The sequence below is a fragment of the Dactylosporangium sp. NPDC051087 genome (assembly GCF_055586325.1).
This window is the reverse complement of sequence record NZ_JBVJIJ010000028.1, coordinates 22,419-36,371: the sequence shown is the minus strand read 5'-3', so window position 1 is coordinate 36,371 and position 13,953 is coordinate 22,419. Positions and strand designations below refer to the sequence as shown.

Below are 13,953 nucleotides of genomic sequence, written 5' to 3'. Positions count from 1 at the left end.
CAAGGTCCGGGTGTGGCCGCTGGGCGCCGGCAAGGTGCGCTCCCCCCCCCCCCCCCCCCCCCCCCCCCCCCCCCCCTCCCCCCCCCCCCCCCCCCCCCGCCGGTGTGCTGTCAGGATTGGGTCATGGGGAGCGTCGATGAGGTCCGGGCGGTGGCCTCGAAGCTGCCGCGCACGACCGAGCACCTGATCCGGGACCGGGTCAAGTTCCGGGTGGGCGCCATCGTCTACGTGGCGCTGTCGCGGGACGAGACGGAGCTCGGGTTCGCGTTCCCGAAGGAGGAGCGGGACGCGCTGATCGCGTCCGACCCGGAGCGGTTCTTCCTGCCGGCGGCGTCGGACCTGCGGTTCAACTGGGTCTGCGGGCACCTCGCGAAGATCGACGGCGAGGAGCTCAGGGAGCTGATCGTCGACGCGTGGCGGATGGTCGTGCCGAAGCGGGTGTACGCCGACTGGCAGCGCAGCGTCCCGTAGCCGGGCGTTGCGCTCGTGGCGGAAACCGGGGCCGGGAGCTGCTGCGGGGCGGGACGGTCGCCTAGGGTCGGGCGGATGGAGCACACCTCGCGGTTCCGGCCCGATTGGCGACCCGACGACGAGCCGCGGCAGCCGCCGCAGCACGCGCCGTGGCTCGATGAGCAGCTGTTCGGCCGGCGCATGGTGTTCCTGCGCGGCGCGATCGAGCCGGAGATGGCCGGGCGGGCCGCGGCGACGCTGCTCGCGCTCGACGCGATCGGGCAGGAACCGATCACGCTGCACCTGTCGGCCGAGGAGGGCCAGCTCGCGGCCGTGTTCACGCTGGTGGACGCGCTCGACTCGGTGCGCGCGCCGGTCCACGCGACGGCCGTCGGTCAGGTCGGGGGCGCGGCGATCGGAGTGTTCTGCGCGGCGCAGACCAGGTCGGCGTTCGCGCACGCGCGGTTCCGGCTGGCCGAGCCGAAGGTGACCAGCCCCGGCGGCACCGCCGACCAGGTCGTCGCCGAGGCCGGGCGGTATCTGCGCGACCTGGAGGACCTGGTGCTGCGCATCGCCGGGGCGACCGGCCAGCCGAGGTCCCGGGTCGAGGACGACCTGTCGACCGGGCGGGTGCTGTCGGCCGAGGAGGCCGTCGGCTACGGCCTGATCTCGTCCATCACGTCCCGTTGAGGCCCAGGCCCGCCTCGCGGGCCCTGACGATGGCCTCGGACCGGTCGGCGACCTGGAGCTTGGCGAAGACGTTCGAGACGTTGTTGCGGACGGTCTTCTGCGACAGGAACAGCGCCTGGGCGATCTGCGCGTTGGAGCGGCCCGCGGCGAGGAGGTCGAGGATCTCCCGCTCGCGGGCGGTGAGCTCCGGGAAGACCGTGCTCGCCGTCGGCGGGCCGGCGGCGAAGAACTCGGCGATGCGCCGGGCGAGGGTCGCGCCGAAGACGGCACCGCCGGAGGCGACGGTGTTGATGGCGCGGACGATCTCCTCCTGCTCGGCGCCCTTGACGAGGTAGCCGCGGGCGCCGGCGCGCACGGCGCTGAAGACGGTGCCGTCGTCCTCGGACATGGTGAGCACCACGACGCCGACGGACGGGGCCTCGCCGGCCAGGCGGCGGGTGGCCTCGATGCCGTTCAGGCCGGGCATCTGCACGTCCATGACGACGACGTCGGGGAGCAGGTCGACGGCGAGCGCGACGGCGTCCGCGCCGGTGGCGGCGGTGCCGACGACCTCGATGCCGGCCACCGATCCGAGGAGCACGGCGAGGCCGTCACGGAAGATCGGGTGGTCGTCGGCGACCAGGACCCGGACCGGTTCATCGGCCATCGGGCACCTCCTGCAAAAGTGAAGATCCTAACGGCAGCGTGGCGCGGACGGTGGTGCCGCCGCCGAGCTCGGCGGGCGGGCACTCGATCTCGCACCGCCCGCCGAGCTCGGCGGCGCGCTCCCGCAGCGAGACGAGCCCGACCCCGGACGGGGTCCCCGGCGCGATCCCGCCCCCGTCGTCGCTCACCGTCACCACCAGCATGTCCGAGACGACCGAGAAGTCCGCGCAGGCGACCCCGGCGCGGGCGTGCTTCGACACGTTCGCCAGCGCCTCCGACGCGATCCGGTACGCGGCCACCTCCACCGCCGCCGCCAGTCCCGCGGGCGGCGAACCCGTGACCCGGATCGTCAGCGCGGGCGTGCGGAGCCGGTCCGCGACCTGGTCGACGGCGCCGATCAGGCCCACGTCGTCCAGGGCCGGCGGCCGCAGGTCGTGCACGAGCCGCCGCACGTCGGCCAGGGCCGCCGACACGTCCTCCCGCGCCTGCTTCAGCATCTCGTCGACCCGCTCGGGCGAGGACCGCAGCAGGTTACGGGCCGTGTCGATGCGCAGGGCGACGCCGCCGAGCGCCGGGCCGAGGCCGTCGTGCAGGTCCCGGCGCACCCGGCGGCGCTCCTCCTCGCGCGCCCCGACCAGGCGCTCCCGGCTGCGCTGCAGCTCCGCGGCGAGGTGGCTGGAGCGGGCCGCGGCGGCCGCCTGCCGGACCACGTCGGCGAGGAGCCGCTCGTCGCGCGGGGACAGCACGGTGCGCGGGCCACCGGCCGGCAGGATCAACCGGCCGACGGTTTCGCCACGGTACGTGATGGGCAGCGTCGACACGTCGGGCACCGGCCGCCCGTGCTCGGCGAGCAGCGTCGAGTCCCCGCCACGGTGGACCTCGACGGCGACGTACGGCGCGTTGAACGCCTCGGCGACGCTGCGGGCCACGGCGAGGAGCTGGTCCTCGGGGCTGTCGGTGCGTTCCAGCTGCTCGGCGAGGCCGGAGACGACACGGTACGGGTCGTGCCGCCGGCCCAGCACCACCCGCTGCACGAGGTGCCACAGGCGGTGCCGCAGCGGCCCGTACACCAGCATCACCACGAGCAGCCCGGCCAGCGCGGCACCCTGCTCGTCGAACAGGTTCGTCGCCGCGGTGAGCAGGACCGCGTCGACGGCGACGACGAGCGTGGCGAGGGCGCCGTAGAGGACGGTGCCGCCGAGGAGCCGGTCGACGTCGACGAGACGGGGCCGCAGGATGCCGACCGCGATCGCGCCGCCGGTGACGACGATCGCGACGACCAGGCCGAGGGACAGCGCCGGCTGGGGCAGCAGCAGCGACGACAGCATCACCAGCAGGTCGACGACGCCGGCCCACAGCAGCCACCGCATCCGGGTCTTGTCCAGGCCCTGCGCCTGGCGGTACCGGCGGAACACCACCGCGAACGGGACCAGCATGCTCAACGGCAGCGCCGCGTAGCCCACCCGCAGGAGCACCTGCCAGGCACCGTCGGGCAGGGGGAGGCCGAGCAGGTCCGCGGACAGGTGGTCCAGCGGGCCCGTGTCCTGCGCGCCGGCGATGCGGGCGGGCACGAACAGCAGGGTCAGCGGCAGGATCGCGGTGCAGCCGAGGCTGATGTACGACGCCCAGCGCCACCGGCCGGCGGGCGGGCGGCCGTCGGGGTAGAACACCAGCAGCAGCGGCAGCGAGAACAGCAGCGACGCGCCGAGCCGCTGGTACAGCCACCAGGCGAGCGTCGCGCCGGGCAGCGCGGGGTCCTGGGCGGTGGCGTAGCTGGCCCACGCGGCGCAGGTGCCGTCGGCGGCCCAGTGCAGGCCGGTGACGCACAGGATCCAGGCGACCGCGTTGCGGGGGACCTTGCGGGCCAGCAGCGCGCCGGGCACGGCGAGGGCGAGGCCGGCGAGGCCCGAGATCCAGCCCGCCTCGATGCCGTCGCCGGCGCGGCGCTCGGCGCCGAGCGCGACCTCCAGGACGATCGAGGCGACCGTCGAGGCCAGGGTGAGCAGGACGAAGAGCCCGCCCGCCAGGGTGGGGAGCCGCGTGCGCATGCGGCCCATCGTGACAGCAGTGCCGTCCCGTGGTCCCGAGGACGCGGGTCCCGTTGCGGCCGGGACATTTCCGGGGACCCGGCCGGGGGCGCCCGGCCCTGCCGCCCGGGTCGGCGCGGGACGCAGGATTCTCGGCATACCCGGCGACCCCCGCCGCTCACATAAAGGACCTGTCATGTCGATCCGCACCGAGCCCGTCCCCGCCCGCACCGACGACCTCACCGGCCAGCCGGCCCCCGCCGCGATCACCGCCGGTGGCGTCCGCAGGCTGGGCCTCGTCCTGGCCCTCGGCACCGCCGCGTGGGCCGCCAGCATGTTCACCGTCGGCAACAACCCCACGGACTCCCTCGGCCGCTCCGTCACCGACCTCACCGGCGGCCTGTTCCAGCTGGGCCTGTTCGCGCTCCTGGCGATCCAGGTCCGCACCCGCGCGACCGGCCTCACCAAGGTCGCCCGCGGCATGCTCGTCGTCGAGCACGTCCTGCTCGCCGTCGCCACGCTGTGGAGCTTCCTGCACGCGGTCCCGGCGCTGCGGGACGCGGTGTGGCTCATCCCGATGGACGTCTTCTGGCCGCTGTCGATGCTCGGCATGGCCGTCATCGGCGTGAAGCTCGCCGTCGCGGGCCGCTGGAAGGGCTCGCTGCGGGTGTGGCCGGTCGTCGCGGAGAGCTGGGCCGTCGTCACCGTCCCCGCGTTCGGCATCTTCGGCTCGCCGGTCGCGGACTACATCGGCGGCACCCACCTGGTCATCGGCTACCTGACGCTGGGCGTGCTGCTGATGCTGCGCCCGCGGCTGACCGGCGCCCGCTGACCCCTCAGCCCCGCCTCAGCTGCGTCGGAAGCCCTCGCCGGTCTCGGCGAGGGCTTCCTTGATGACGTCGATGAGCGCCGCGCCCTCGGTGCGGTCGGGATACGCCTGCACGGCCACCCGCAGCGCCGTCATGAACGCCGCCGCCATCAGCCGGGCGCGGACCGGGCCGGTCACGCCGCGCGCCGTCAGCTCGGCCGTCAGGCCGTCCTCCATCGAGGTGTACGTGGTGACCTGCTGCGCGGCGAGTGCCGGGTGCCGGCGCACGAGCCGCACCTGGGCGATCCACCTCGGGTCGCGGGCGCCGAGGGCCGCGAACACCTCGGCGGCGGCGGCGGTCAGCACCAGCCACGGCGCCTCGTCCGCCGGGCGGGCCCGCACCGCGTCCAGCAGCAGGCACATGCGGGCGTGGTCGCCGTAGAAGAGCGCCTCTTCCTTGCTGGCGAAGTAGTTGGAGAACGTCCGCCTGGACACGTCGGCGGCGTCCGCGATCGCCTCGACGGTGACCCGGTCGGGGCCGTGCTCGATCGCCAGCCGGACGGCGGCCTCGTGCAGGGCCTGCCGGGTGGCGGACTTCTTACGTTCCCGCAGCCCGGTGCTGACACTGCTGCCGCTGCTCACGCTCGAATGTTACCCACTTCTCACCGGGAAAACTTGCACAGTGGGCAACTTTTCTAGATGCTTGTAGAAGGCAAGTATCTGGGGAGGTGTCCGATGGTGCTGCGCGACGATCTGTACGAACTGATGAAGGTCCTCCGCGTGCTCAAGCAGCAGCGGCACCCGGTCCTGCCGTCCGGGACGGTCGGGCTGCTGCAGGCGATCGAGCGCTCCGGCTCGCCCCATCTCAAGGACGTCGCCGCGCGGTGCGCGCTGGACCAGTCGACGACCAGCCGGGCGGTCAGCGCCGCCTCGCAGGCCGGACTCGTGCGGCGGGTCGCCGACCCGAACGACGGGCGGGCGTCGCTGCTGGAGCTCACCGAGTCCGGCCGCCGGACCCTCGCCGAGGCCGAGGCCTGGTATGACGCGCTGCTCGCCGGCGCGCTGCAGGACTGGAGCGCCGCCGACATCGAACAGTTCGGCGCCCACCTCCGCCGCTTCACCACCGCATTGAACGTTTCGCCGTTGTCGCCTTTGGAGGCATCCCGATGAGTCAGGTCAAGACCGAGGAGCCGATGAGCCATCGGCAGATCCTCGAGGCGTTGAGCGGGCTGCTGCTCGTGCTGTTCGTGGCGCTGGTGAGCTCCACCATCGTCTCCACCGCACTGCCGAAGATCATCGGGGCGCTCAACGGCACGCAGGGCCAGTACACCTGGGTCGTCACCGCGACCCTGCTCACCGCGACCGCCTCCACGCCGATCTGGGGCAAGCTGTCGGACCTGTACAGCAAGAAGCTCCTGGTCCAGATCTCCATCGTCATCTTCGTGGTCGGCTCGATCCTGGCCGGCCTGTCGCAGAACGCCGGAGAGCTGATCGCCGCCCGCGCCTTCCAGGGCATCGGCGTCGGCGGCCTGCAGGCCCTCGTCCAGGTCGTCATCGCGGCCATGATCCCGCCGCGGGAGCGCGGCCGGTACAACGGCTACCTCGGCGGCGTGATGGCCGTCGCCACCGTCGGCGGCCCCCTGCTCGGCGGCGTCATCGTCGACACCTCGTGGCTCGGCTGGCGCTGGTGCTTCTTCGTCGGCGTCCCGGTCGCCGTGATCGCGCTGTTCGTCCTGCAGAAGACCCTGCACCTGGTGACCGTCCGCCGCGCCGACGTCCGCATCGACTACCTGGGCGCCGCCCTGATCGCCGCCGGCGTCAGCGTCCTGCTCATCTGGGTGTCGTTCGTCGACGGCTCGTTCGCGTGGCTGTCCTGGCAGACCTTCGCGATGGTCGGCGCCGGGCTGGTGCTGCTCGCGCTCGCCGTCTGGGTCGAGTCCCGCGCCGCCGAGCCCGTCGTCCCGCTGAACATCGTGCGGCAGCGGACCACCGCCCTGTCGATCATCGCTAGCCTCGCGGTCGGCATGGCCATGTTCGGCGGCGCCGTCTTCCTCGGCCAGTACTTCCAGATCGGCCGCGGCTACACCCCGACCGAGGCGGGCCTGCTCACCATCCCGCTCATGGCCGGCGTCCTCGTCGCGTCCATCGTCGTCGGCCGGCTCATCACCCGCTCCGGCAACATCAAGCCGTACATCGTCGCCGGCACCGTCGTGCTGGTGCTCGGCTTCGCCGCCCTGGCCACCATCGACCACGAGACGTCACTCGTCTTCGTCGGCGCGGCCATGCTCCTGGTCGGCATCGGCGTCGGCTCCTCCATGCAGAACCTCGTCCTCGCCGTGCAGAACACCGTGCCGCTGCGCGACATCGGCGCGGCGAGCGCGACGATCGCCTTCTTTCGCTCCCTCGGCGGCACCATCGGCGTCTCGGTCCTCGGCGCCGTCCTCGCCCGCCGCGTCACCGACAACATCACGCACTCCCTCGCAGCGGCTGGTGTCCCGGCCGGCTCCGGCGGCGGCGCCAGCAACCTCAACCTCGGTGCCCTCCCGCCCGCGCTGCAACACATCGTCCGCGCCGCTTACGGCGACGCGACCGGCCACATCTTCCTCATCTCGGCCGGCATCGCGATCGTCGGCGTCATCGCCGCGGCCCTGATGCGCCCCACCAAGCTGCGCAGCACCCTCGACCTGACCAGCGCCGACCCGGCGCCGGCGGAGAAGGTCCCGGCCACCACCCGCTGACCGTCCCGGCCGACCCCCGGTGGTCCACCCGCGCCCGAGCGCCGGCGGACCACCGGGGTCGCGCCGTCAGCGCCTTCGGGCGATGCCTAGGAGGTGGCCGCTGGCGCCGAGCATGCTGGGCTCGGTCTCCACCTCGCGGAGCATCTCCAGGATCGTCTCCGCCGCGGCCGGGTCGTCGACGAGCGATTCGAGGCGGTCGCCGCCCAGCCACATGGGGCACTCCACCGCCACCACCCGCACGTCGGTCAGGCCCGCCGCCTCCGCCTCGGCCGCGACCTCCTCCGGCCGGTGGAAGTACGCGGTCGTGAAGTAGGCGCGGCCCGAGGCATCGTTGACGTGCCGGCCCTCGCGCAGCGCCCGCTGGACCAGCGGCGGGAAGCCCGGGTCGGCGAAGAAGCCCTGCAGCAGCCCGTCGAGCAGGAACGCGAACCGGCTGATCACCGCGCCCACCACCACGCCGCCCGGCGCGACCGCCCGGGCCGCCTCCCGCCACGCCGCGACCCTGTCGGCCCGTTCGGGCAGGTGGTACAGGGGCCCGAGCAGCAGCGCCCCGTCGGCGCCGCCGTCCGCGACCGGCAGGGCCCGCGCGTCGCCGACCGCCGCGGTCACCCCGGGCTCCGGGGTCAGGTCGAGCACGTGCACCCGGTAGCCGGCGGCGGTGAGCGGGCGGGCGTAGACGCCGGTGGCCCCTCCCACGTCCAGCAGCGTCGCCGGTGCCGGCGGCAGCACCCGGCGAAGGACGTCCCAGGTCCTCAGAAACTCGAGCTTCCCGGCGCCGGACGCGGTGAGCCTGGTCCGTTCGCCGCCGCGCCGGTAGTACTCGGAGATCGCATCCACACGGACTGTTATACCGACACGGCTCGATCAGGTGTTGGGAATTGTGCGGGGCTCGGTGCGGCCGGAGACCCACTCCATGAGGCGCTTGCGGGGGCTGTTGTGGAACGCGGTGAACAGCCAGCGGCCGTCGCGGCGGACGGCGACGAACGTCTGGGCCTTGTCGAGGCGGCGGCCGCTGAGCCGGTTGCCGCGCACCTTGCCGTGGCTGGTGAGCACCGCGACGTCGGCGGTGACGAAGCGGATACCGGTGATCTCGCCGATCAGGGTGCTGCCCTTGAGGAACCGCTTCCAGAGCGCGTCGTGCACGTCGGCGATCTTCGCGCGGCCGCTGTACCGGGTCCCCACGAAAATCGTGTAGTCGGCGTCGTCGGTGAAGGCGGCGGCGTAACCGGCCGCGTCGGCGCGGTCCCACGCGTCGAGGGTGCTGCTGAACAGGGCGCGCAGCTCGGCGATGTCGGTCTCGCGGTCCATCGTGGCTCCCTACAAGATAGAGTCGTCCTGTCACCGGGAAATCTCGAACGATCGAGATATCCCACGCGTCGAAGTGTTTGCCCTCGGGAGCGTCATGTCAAGTCGCGGAGCCCTGCTCGGCGCGATCGGCGAGCAGCTACGGCTGCAGTCGGGTCTCGCCCTCGTGCTGCACCGGTCGGTCGCGGAGCGGTTCGGGCTCAACCCGACCGACCTGAAGTGCCTGGACATCGCCATCAGGGAGCCCGAGGTGACGGCGGGCAGGATCGCGGAGCTGACCGCGATGAGCACGTCGGCGGTCACCGCGCTGCTCGACCGCCTGGAACGGCGGGGCTTCATCGAGCGTCGCCGGGACGCCACCGACCGGCGCCGGGTGTTCGTCGTGTCGACGGGCCGGCACGAGCGCGAGCTCGCCGAGATCTACGCGCCCCTGGCCGCGGCGACGGGTGCCGTGCTGGACGGTTACACCGATGCCGAGCTGGCGTTGCTGCTCGGTTTCCTGGAGCGGCTCACCGCCGCCAGTCAGGACTTCATGAACGGCTGAAGCTGTCCCGGGTCCGCGATGGAGGCCTCGACGAGGGTCCGCTCGTCGGCGGTGAGGTCGAGTCGCCTGAGTTGCTCGCCCCACTCGGCGACCCGTTCGGGCTCTTCGAGGGCGGTGGACAGTTCGACGAGCGCTGCCAGGGCGAGGGCCCGCTCGACGGTCGATGCGGTGTCGCCGTGGCGGCGCAGGCCCGAGTTCAGCGCGCGGAACGCGGCCTTGTCGTCCTGTTTGAACTCCCGCAGGATCCGGGCGTTGTCCAGGACCTTCGCCAGCCCTTCCAGGCGCTTGGACCCGCCGTACTCCACCTCGGCCGGCTCGTCGCGCTGGATGAAGATGACCGAGTTCCCGGACGGGTCCACGACCGTGAACCGGGAGGCGCCGGGGCGGAACCTCGTGATCCGCGGCAGCCCCTTGGCCAGCACCTTGCCGTACGCGCCGCGCATCGCCTCGGTGAAAGCGGCGTGGTACGGCGCGACCGAGTCGACCATGACCAGGCACCCGCCGAGGTCCTCCCGCGCCTCCTCGATGCCGCCGGGCGGCTGCTTGTAGTGCAGTGCGATCCCGCGCCACTGGAACGCCAGGTAGAGGTAGGGCCTGCGCTGCTCGTACGTCACGGCGAACCCGAGCGACCGCCAGAACGCGGTGGTCTCCTCGGGCGCCACGCACGCCATCAGCGGCACGGTGGTCTCGTTCGGCTGCACCCGTTCGTCAAGCACGAGCAGGAGTGTGCCAAAGCGCGGCCTTGCTCGCACCTGCAAGAAATAATTGGAATATTGCAAAAAGTCGATCGACAGTCCCGGGGTAGGCGGAAACGGGCCGATTCGCTGATGTGCGGGTGGCACGTTTCCGGGATTTTGGGTCATGCGGACGCCCGTACCGTTAGGTCCAACAGCGCAACACCGAGATGACATCCGAGAGGACCACCCCCATGAGCGAGTACGGCGAGATCGAGACCGGCGAGACCCACAGCGGTCTCGCGGAGGCCCACGCGGAGAGCGGCAGCGAGCAGGACTACAACTCGCAGTACGGGATCCTCGAGACCGACCACCAGAGCATCGAGCACACCGAGTACGAGAACGTCAAGCACATCGAGTACACGGACGCCGCGGGCAACCACTACGAGGTGACCGAGTACACCCGCTACGAGCACACCGAGATCGAGTCGGAGCACACCTTCGCCGCCTACGGCCAGGAGGGCTCCGCCGGCTTCGGCGCCGCCGAGATCGAGGGTGCCGAGGCGTCGGACTCGCACGTCATGTCGCTCACGGAGCGCTTCGAGAGCTTCCTCGGCAACGTCATGGACGGGCCGAACTACGAGATCTCCGACAGCAGCGCCTGACCACCCGGCACGGGTGCGTCTCGACTGCGCTAGGAACGCCGGTCGGCCTTCGGGCCGGCCGGCGTTCCGCGTTGTCGGCCTGGGGATCCGCCCGGGGAGCCGTTTCGCGGATGGCGCGGGGCGGAGCGAGATGAGCCGGGCGGCCGGTGATACGCGGTGGAGGTGTCGGGTGGGTGACAGGGCGGCGCAAGTGTTCGCCAAGTCCACGCCAAGTCCGGGGCGGCATGCTCTTCTCAGCAGCAACCGAAAGGGTCTCCCCGGAGGCCCTCGCACGGACTAGCTCGAAGGCTTCCTTCGATTTACATATATCGCTGGACCGGTAGAGCGGCGCTCCTCCCTCGCGCCGCTCTACCAAGCGTTGTTCCGGGACCGGCTCAGCCGGTGAAGAGCAGGAACAGGCCGGCGACCGTGTACGCCACCATCAAACCCAGCAGCGGCACCTGGCCGGTCATGGCCTGGGCGCGGGGGAACAGGCGCAGGGCCCGGTCGTGGGCGAGGACCGTGCCGACCAGGTGGCCGAGGATGATGGCGGTGATCTGGACGTTGGCGACGCCCGTCGGGGTGATCACGCCGGTCCACGGGTCGAAGTCCGGTTTGTCCAGCAGCAGGGCGACGGTGCGCTGGCCCTCCAGGACGAACAGCGAGTAGTAGTGCGCCACGACGTAGCCGACGACGATCGGCACGATCGAGTGGGCCAGCTCGCCGGGTGTCCGGTCCGCCGACGTGTGGCCGCGCCGGCCGGCCGCGCGGGTCGCCACGGTGTACGCCAGTGCCACCGCGCCGATGACGGCGAGCAGCCCGAGGGTGCCGGTCACGGGTGCCGGCAGCCCGTTCTCCTGGGTGAAGCGCAGCCAGAACAGGGCGCCGGACATCGCGTCGTAGAAGGTGGCGCCGAGCAGGACCACGACGACGGCGACGAGCCCGGGTGCGGGGCGCAGGCCGGCGATGCCGTCGAGGGGGTTGCGCAGGACGCGGGTGCCGTCGGGGCGGCGGCCGATGATCGCGAGCCGCCCGGCGAGGTCGCTGAGCACCTCGAAGGCGTCGCCGCGGGTGTGCCACTCTGGCCCGTAGACGAAGGCGCCGATCAGCATGGCCGCGGCGTACACGAGCAGCCAGGCGCCGAGGACGGGCAGGGTGGCCCGGTCCGGCGCGACGAGCTCCAGCCACGCGAACGCGAACAGGCCGGCCGCGGCGGGCCAGTAGCCGAGCCCCTCGGGCAGCGGCCGGCGGGCCGTGAAGCCCATCGACAGCGTCCGCAGCGGGTTCAGGGCCCGCCAGATCGGGCCGAGCAGCAGCGACAGCGGCACCAGTCCGACCCAGAAGAGCACGTACACGATGCCGGCCGCGGGATTCTCGGCCGTGTCGGGGAGCGTGAACGTCCACGCCAGGACGGCGAGGAGCGCGATGCCCACCAGGCGCGGGATCAGGGCCGGCACGGTCGGTGTCCGGACGGGCCGGCCCGCGTTCGGGTCCAGGCGGGGGCTGCGCCACGCGACGCCGAGCACCAGGAACGACACGATCAGCGCGGCGGCGGCGCCGGCGAGCAGCTGCCCGAGGGTGAGCGGCAGGTCCTGGCGGCCGCCGACCCCGTGGGCCAGGATCGTGTTCAACGGACCACGAGCTGGAAGAGCACCAGGTGCGACGAGTGCGTCTCCACCTCGAACAGCCCGGTCCGGTCGACCCGCAGGTCGATCGACGCGGGCGCGCCGGCCGGCAGCGCCAGGCTCTTGTCGTAGCCGTGGACGTGCAGCTCGTCGGCGATGTCGGAGGTCACGGTGATCCGCACCAGGCTGCCCTTGGCGACCTCGACCCGCCCGGTCGGCGGCGTCACCTTCCGTTTCGCGACGGAAACGACGATCTCTTTGTCGAACGAGGGAGCCGACGGCGACGGGGGAGCGGAGGCGGCACCCGCGGTCGGTGACGCCGCGTCGGTGCCGACGGCGGTCGCGGTCGTCACCGACGGTGCGGGGGTCGGTGCCGAGGCGGACGTCGAGGGGGACTTCGAGGGTGACGAGGAGCACCCGGCCAGGGCGAGGATGGCCGTGGTGGCGAGGACGGCGGCACGAGCTGCAGGCACGAAGAGGCTCCCGGAGCGGCGGGGGGTTCGTCAGGGCTGTGAATTTAGCGTCTTGTCGCTCATGGGGGAACCCGGCATCATGTGCCGATGCGATGGGTCCGCGTCAGTTTGATCAGAATCGCGGCGCTGACGCTCGTCGCCGCCCTCGGCCTCGCGCTGCCGGCGTCGCCCGCGTGGGCCCACGGGCAGCTCGCCATGTCCGACCCGGTGCAGGACAGCACCGTGGACAAGCCGCGGGCCGACGTGACGCTCTACTTCACGGAGCAGCCGGCGTCGTTCGCCTGGTTCACGGTCACCGCGCCGTCCGGGCTGCGGGTCGACGGCGGGTGGCGCGGCGGGGAGCCGAAGCGTCTCGACAAGCCGGTCCAGGAGTATTTCCTGGTCGACGGGAAGTTCGAGCCCAGGTCGTACAACACCGGCTTCCCGGCGATCGTGCCGGTGTCGCACTGGCCTGAGCAGGGGCTCTACACGGTCGCCTACCAGTCGGTCGCCTCCGACGGCGAGGCGGTCAAGGGGCAGCTGCGGTTCACCTACAGCGGGGCGGTGACGCCGGCCCCGGCGGGCTGGACCGCACCGACCGCCGGCCCGCCCGAGGCGCTGACCCGCGCCCTCGCCAACAAGGAGGGCGCCCCGGCGGTGCCCGAGCAGACGCAGGCCCCCGTCCCCGGTGCGCCGCCCGCGGCGCAGCCGGCGGTGCCGCAGACGCCGTTCGTGCTCACCGACTGGCTGATCCCCGGCCTGCTCATCGCGGGTGTCGGCGCCATGGTGTGGCTCGCCGCGAGGCGGGCCCCGGTGCAGCCGGAGAAGAAGCGCCGCAAAGCCGCCCTCCGGTAACCGGAGCAGAAGCGCCGCGAGGCCGCCCTCCGGTAGGAGGACGGCCGTCGCGGTCGTGCGTCACCTGGTGGGGGCAGGGCTGGCTCCGCAGGTCTTCTGGATCTGCTCGGTGAGCCGGCCGGCGAAGTCCTTGTCGCTGATGATCCGCTTCTGGTACTGCTCGATCTGCGCGTCCGTCAGCCCGCTGTAGATGGGCTTGCTGGCGTACGCGTCGGCCATGGCGCCCGGGTCGGTGTAGACCCTCGACTGGACCGCGCACAGGTGTGCGGCCGTCGTGTCCACGTAGATCGTGTCCATCCGTTCGGGTGTCAACGGTTCGCTGACGGCCGGGCTGGCCGCCGCCGTGGTCGTCGGCCCGGACGGGGCGGAGATCTTGGCCGGGGTGTTCGCCGACTCGTCACCGCAGCCGGCGGTCAGACCGCCCGTGACGGCAAGGACGGCGAGCGTGAGCAGCGCTCTGGAGCGGATCATGACGAGGCCCTTTCCTTGCGCGAGG

Annotated in this window: 17 protein-coding genes; 8 read left to right on the top strand and 9 right to left on the bottom strand. The window is 72.5% G+C overall.

Annotated elements, in window-relative coordinates:
- Window positions 1-123: 123 nt before the first annotated feature.
- Together ACZ6TV_RS41735 and ACZ6TV_RS41730 are read left to right on the top strand one after the other, a co-directional pair.
- Entirely contained in the window at window positions 124-471 is a 348-nt protein-coding gene (locus ACZ6TV_RS41735; protein WP_465304663.1) for an MmcQ/YjbR family DNA-binding protein, read from the top strand.
- Between the two features lie 75 nt (window positions 472-546).
- Complete coding sequence (locus tag ACZ6TV_RS41730) at window positions 547-1,140, top strand: ATP-dependent Clp protease proteolytic subunit (RefSeq protein WP_465304661.1); 594 nt, start codon at window positions 547-549, stop codon at window positions 1,138-1,140.
- On the opposite strand, the gene ACZ6TV_RS41725 is transcribed toward ACZ6TV_RS41730, so the two are convergent.
- Both ACZ6TV_RS41725 and ACZ6TV_RS41720 read right to left on the bottom strand, forming a co-directional pair.
- Entirely contained in the window at window positions 1,127-1,786 is a 660-nt protein-coding gene (locus ACZ6TV_RS41725; protein WP_465304659.1) for a response regulator, read from the bottom strand. The genes ACZ6TV_RS41730 and ACZ6TV_RS41725 overlap by 14 nt on opposite strands.
- Window positions 1,776-3,833 carry a sensor histidine kinase gene (locus ACZ6TV_RS41720; RefSeq protein WP_465304657.1) on the bottom strand — a complete coding sequence of 686 codons (2,058 nt, stop codon included), beginning with the start codon at window positions 3,831-3,833 and terminating at the stop codon, window positions 1,776-1,778. Before ACZ6TV_RS41720 ends, ACZ6TV_RS41725 begins: the two co-directional genes overlap by 11 nt.
- Window positions 3,834-4,008: 175 nt before the next feature.
- Between ACZ6TV_RS41720 and ACZ6TV_RS41715 the strand changes: the two genes are divergently transcribed.
- A complete protein-coding gene (locus ACZ6TV_RS41715; RefSeq protein WP_465304655.1) occupies window positions 4,009-4,644 on the top strand; it encodes a hypothetical protein in 636 nt (211 codons plus the stop codon).
- Window positions 4,645-4,659: 15 nt separating this feature from the next.
- Here the strand turns inward: ACZ6TV_RS41715 and ACZ6TV_RS41710 are convergent, their stop codons facing one another.
- Entirely contained in the window at window positions 4,660-5,262 is a 603-nt protein-coding gene (locus tag ACZ6TV_RS41710; RefSeq protein WP_465304653.1) for a TetR/AcrR family transcriptional regulator, read from the bottom strand.
- A 93-nt stretch (window positions 5,263-5,355) separates the two neighbouring features.
- Between ACZ6TV_RS41710 and ACZ6TV_RS41705 the strand changes: the two genes are divergently transcribed.
- On the top strand, window positions 5,356-5,790 hold the full coding sequence (locus ACZ6TV_RS41705) for a MarR family winged helix-turn-helix transcriptional regulator (RefSeq protein ID WP_465304651.1): 435 nt from the start codon (window positions 5,356-5,358) through the stop codon (window positions 5,788-5,790).
- Window positions 5,787-7,358: an MDR family MFS transporter gene (locus ACZ6TV_RS41700; RefSeq protein WP_465304649.1), complete on the top strand. Its 1,572-nt coding sequence runs from the start codon at window positions 5,787-5,789 to the stop codon at window positions 7,356-7,358. Before ACZ6TV_RS41705 ends, ACZ6TV_RS41700 begins: the two co-directional genes overlap by 4 nt.
- 66 nt (window positions 7,359-7,424) lie before the next feature.
- Here the strand turns inward: ACZ6TV_RS41700 and ACZ6TV_RS41695 are convergent, their stop codons facing one another.
- Together ACZ6TV_RS41695 and ACZ6TV_RS41690 are read right to left on the bottom strand one after the other, a co-directional pair.
- Window positions 7,425-8,195 carry a class I SAM-dependent methyltransferase gene (locus ACZ6TV_RS41695; protein WP_465304647.1) on the bottom strand — a complete coding sequence of 257 codons (771 nt, stop codon included), beginning with the start codon at window positions 8,193-8,195 and terminating at the stop codon, window positions 7,425-7,427.
- A gap of 27 nt (window positions 8,196-8,222) precedes the next feature.
- Window positions 8,223-8,666 carry an SgcJ/EcaC family oxidoreductase gene (locus ACZ6TV_RS41690; RefSeq protein ID WP_465304645.1) on the bottom strand — a complete coding sequence of 148 codons (444 nt, stop codon included), beginning with the start codon at window positions 8,664-8,666 and terminating at the stop codon, window positions 8,223-8,225.
- A gap of 94 nt (window positions 8,667-8,760) precedes the next feature.
- Here ACZ6TV_RS41690 and ACZ6TV_RS41685 point away from each other — a divergent pair, with 94 nt between their 5' ends.
- A complete protein-coding gene (locus tag ACZ6TV_RS41685; protein ID WP_465304643.1) occupies window positions 8,761-9,207 on the top strand; it encodes a MarR family winged helix-turn-helix transcriptional regulator in 447 nt (148 codons plus the stop codon).
- On the opposite strand, the gene ACZ6TV_RS41680 is transcribed toward ACZ6TV_RS41685, so the two are convergent.
- Complete coding sequence (locus ACZ6TV_RS41680; protein ID WP_465304641.1) at window positions 9,186-9,923, bottom strand: VOC family protein; 738 nt, start codon at window positions 9,921-9,923, stop codon at window positions 9,186-9,188. The two genes, ACZ6TV_RS41685 and ACZ6TV_RS41680, sit on opposite strands and share 22 nt — an antisense overlap.
- Before the next feature lie 212 nt (window positions 9,924-10,135).
- Between ACZ6TV_RS41680 and ACZ6TV_RS41675 the strand changes: the two genes are divergently transcribed.
- On the top strand, window positions 10,136-10,546 hold the full coding sequence (locus tag ACZ6TV_RS41675) for a hypothetical protein (protein ID WP_465304639.1): 411 nt from the start codon (window positions 10,136-10,138) through the stop codon (window positions 10,544-10,546).
- A gap of 374 nt (window positions 10,547-10,920) precedes the next feature.
- Here ACZ6TV_RS41675 and ACZ6TV_RS41670 read toward each other — a convergent pair whose 3' ends face one another.
- Window positions 10,921-12,156: a hypothetical protein gene (locus tag ACZ6TV_RS41670; protein ID WP_465304637.1), complete on the bottom strand. Its 1,236-nt coding sequence runs from the start codon at window positions 12,154-12,156 to the stop codon at window positions 10,921-10,923.
- A complete protein-coding gene (locus ACZ6TV_RS41665) occupies window positions 12,153-12,623 on the bottom strand; it encodes a hypothetical protein (RefSeq protein WP_465304635.1) in 471 nt (156 codons plus the stop codon). The genes ACZ6TV_RS41670 and ACZ6TV_RS41665 overlap by 4 nt, the downstream gene beginning before the upstream one ends.
- 87 nt (window positions 12,624-12,710) lie before the next feature.
- Between ACZ6TV_RS41665 and ACZ6TV_RS41660 the strand changes: the two genes are divergently transcribed.
- Window positions 12,711-13,457: a copper resistance CopC family protein gene (locus tag ACZ6TV_RS41660; RefSeq protein ID WP_465304633.1), complete on the top strand. Its 747-nt coding sequence runs from the start codon at window positions 12,711-12,713 to the stop codon at window positions 13,455-13,457.
- 60 nt (window positions 13,458-13,517) lie between these two features.
- Here ACZ6TV_RS41660 and ACZ6TV_RS41655 read toward each other — a convergent pair whose 3' ends face one another.
- On the bottom strand, window positions 13,518-13,928 hold the full coding sequence (locus ACZ6TV_RS41655) for a hypothetical protein (protein ID WP_465304631.1): 411 nt from the start codon (window positions 13,926-13,928) through the stop codon (window positions 13,518-13,520).
- Window positions 13,929-13,953: the final 25 nt, after the last annotated feature.

Bases quoted from the DNA above. Each gene is read 5' to 3' on its own strand.
- ACZ6TV_RS41735 (WP_465304663.1), top strand. From the start codon at position 124: ATGGGGAGCGTCGATGAGGTCCGGGCGGTGGCCTCGAAGCTGCCGCGC.
- ACZ6TV_RS41730 (WP_465304661.1), top strand. From the start codon at position 547: ATGGAGCACACCTCGCGGTTCCGGCCCGATTGGCGACCCGACGACGAG.
- ACZ6TV_RS41725 (WP_465304659.1), bottom strand. From the start codon at position 1,786: ATGGCCGATGAACCGGTCCGGGTCCTGGTCGCCGACGACCACCCGATC.
- ACZ6TV_RS41720 (WP_465304657.1), bottom strand. From the start codon at position 3,833: ATGCGCACGCGGCTCCCCACCCTGGCGGGCGGGCTCTTCGTCCTGCTC.
- ACZ6TV_RS41715 (WP_465304655.1), top strand. From the start codon at position 4,009: ATGTCGATCCGCACCGAGCCCGTCCCCGCCCGCACCGACGACCTCACC.
- ACZ6TV_RS41705 (WP_465304651.1), top strand. From the start codon at position 5,356: ATGGTGCTGCGCGACGATCTGTACGAACTGATGAAGGTCCTCCGCGTG.
- ACZ6TV_RS41700 (WP_465304649.1), top strand. From the start codon at position 5,787: ATGAGTCAGGTCAAGACCGAGGAGCCGATGAGCCATCGGCAGATCCTC.
- ACZ6TV_RS41690 (WP_465304645.1), bottom strand. From the start codon at position 8,666: ATGGACCGCGAGACCGACATCGCCGAGCTGCGCGCCCTGTTCAGCAGC.
- ACZ6TV_RS41685 (WP_465304643.1), top strand. From the start codon at position 8,761: ATGTCAAGTCGCGGAGCCCTGCTCGGCGCGATCGGCGAGCAGCTACGG.
- ACZ6TV_RS41675 (WP_465304639.1), top strand. From the start codon at position 10,136: ATGAGCGAGTACGGCGAGATCGAGACCGGCGAGACCCACAGCGGTCTC.
- ACZ6TV_RS41660 (WP_465304633.1), top strand. From the start codon at position 12,711: ATGCGATGGGTCCGCGTCAGTTTGATCAGAATCGCGGCGCTGACGCTC.
- ACZ6TV_RS41655 (WP_465304631.1), bottom strand. From the start codon at position 13,928: ATGATCCGCTCCAGAGCGCTGCTCACGCTCGCCGTCCTTGCCGTCACG.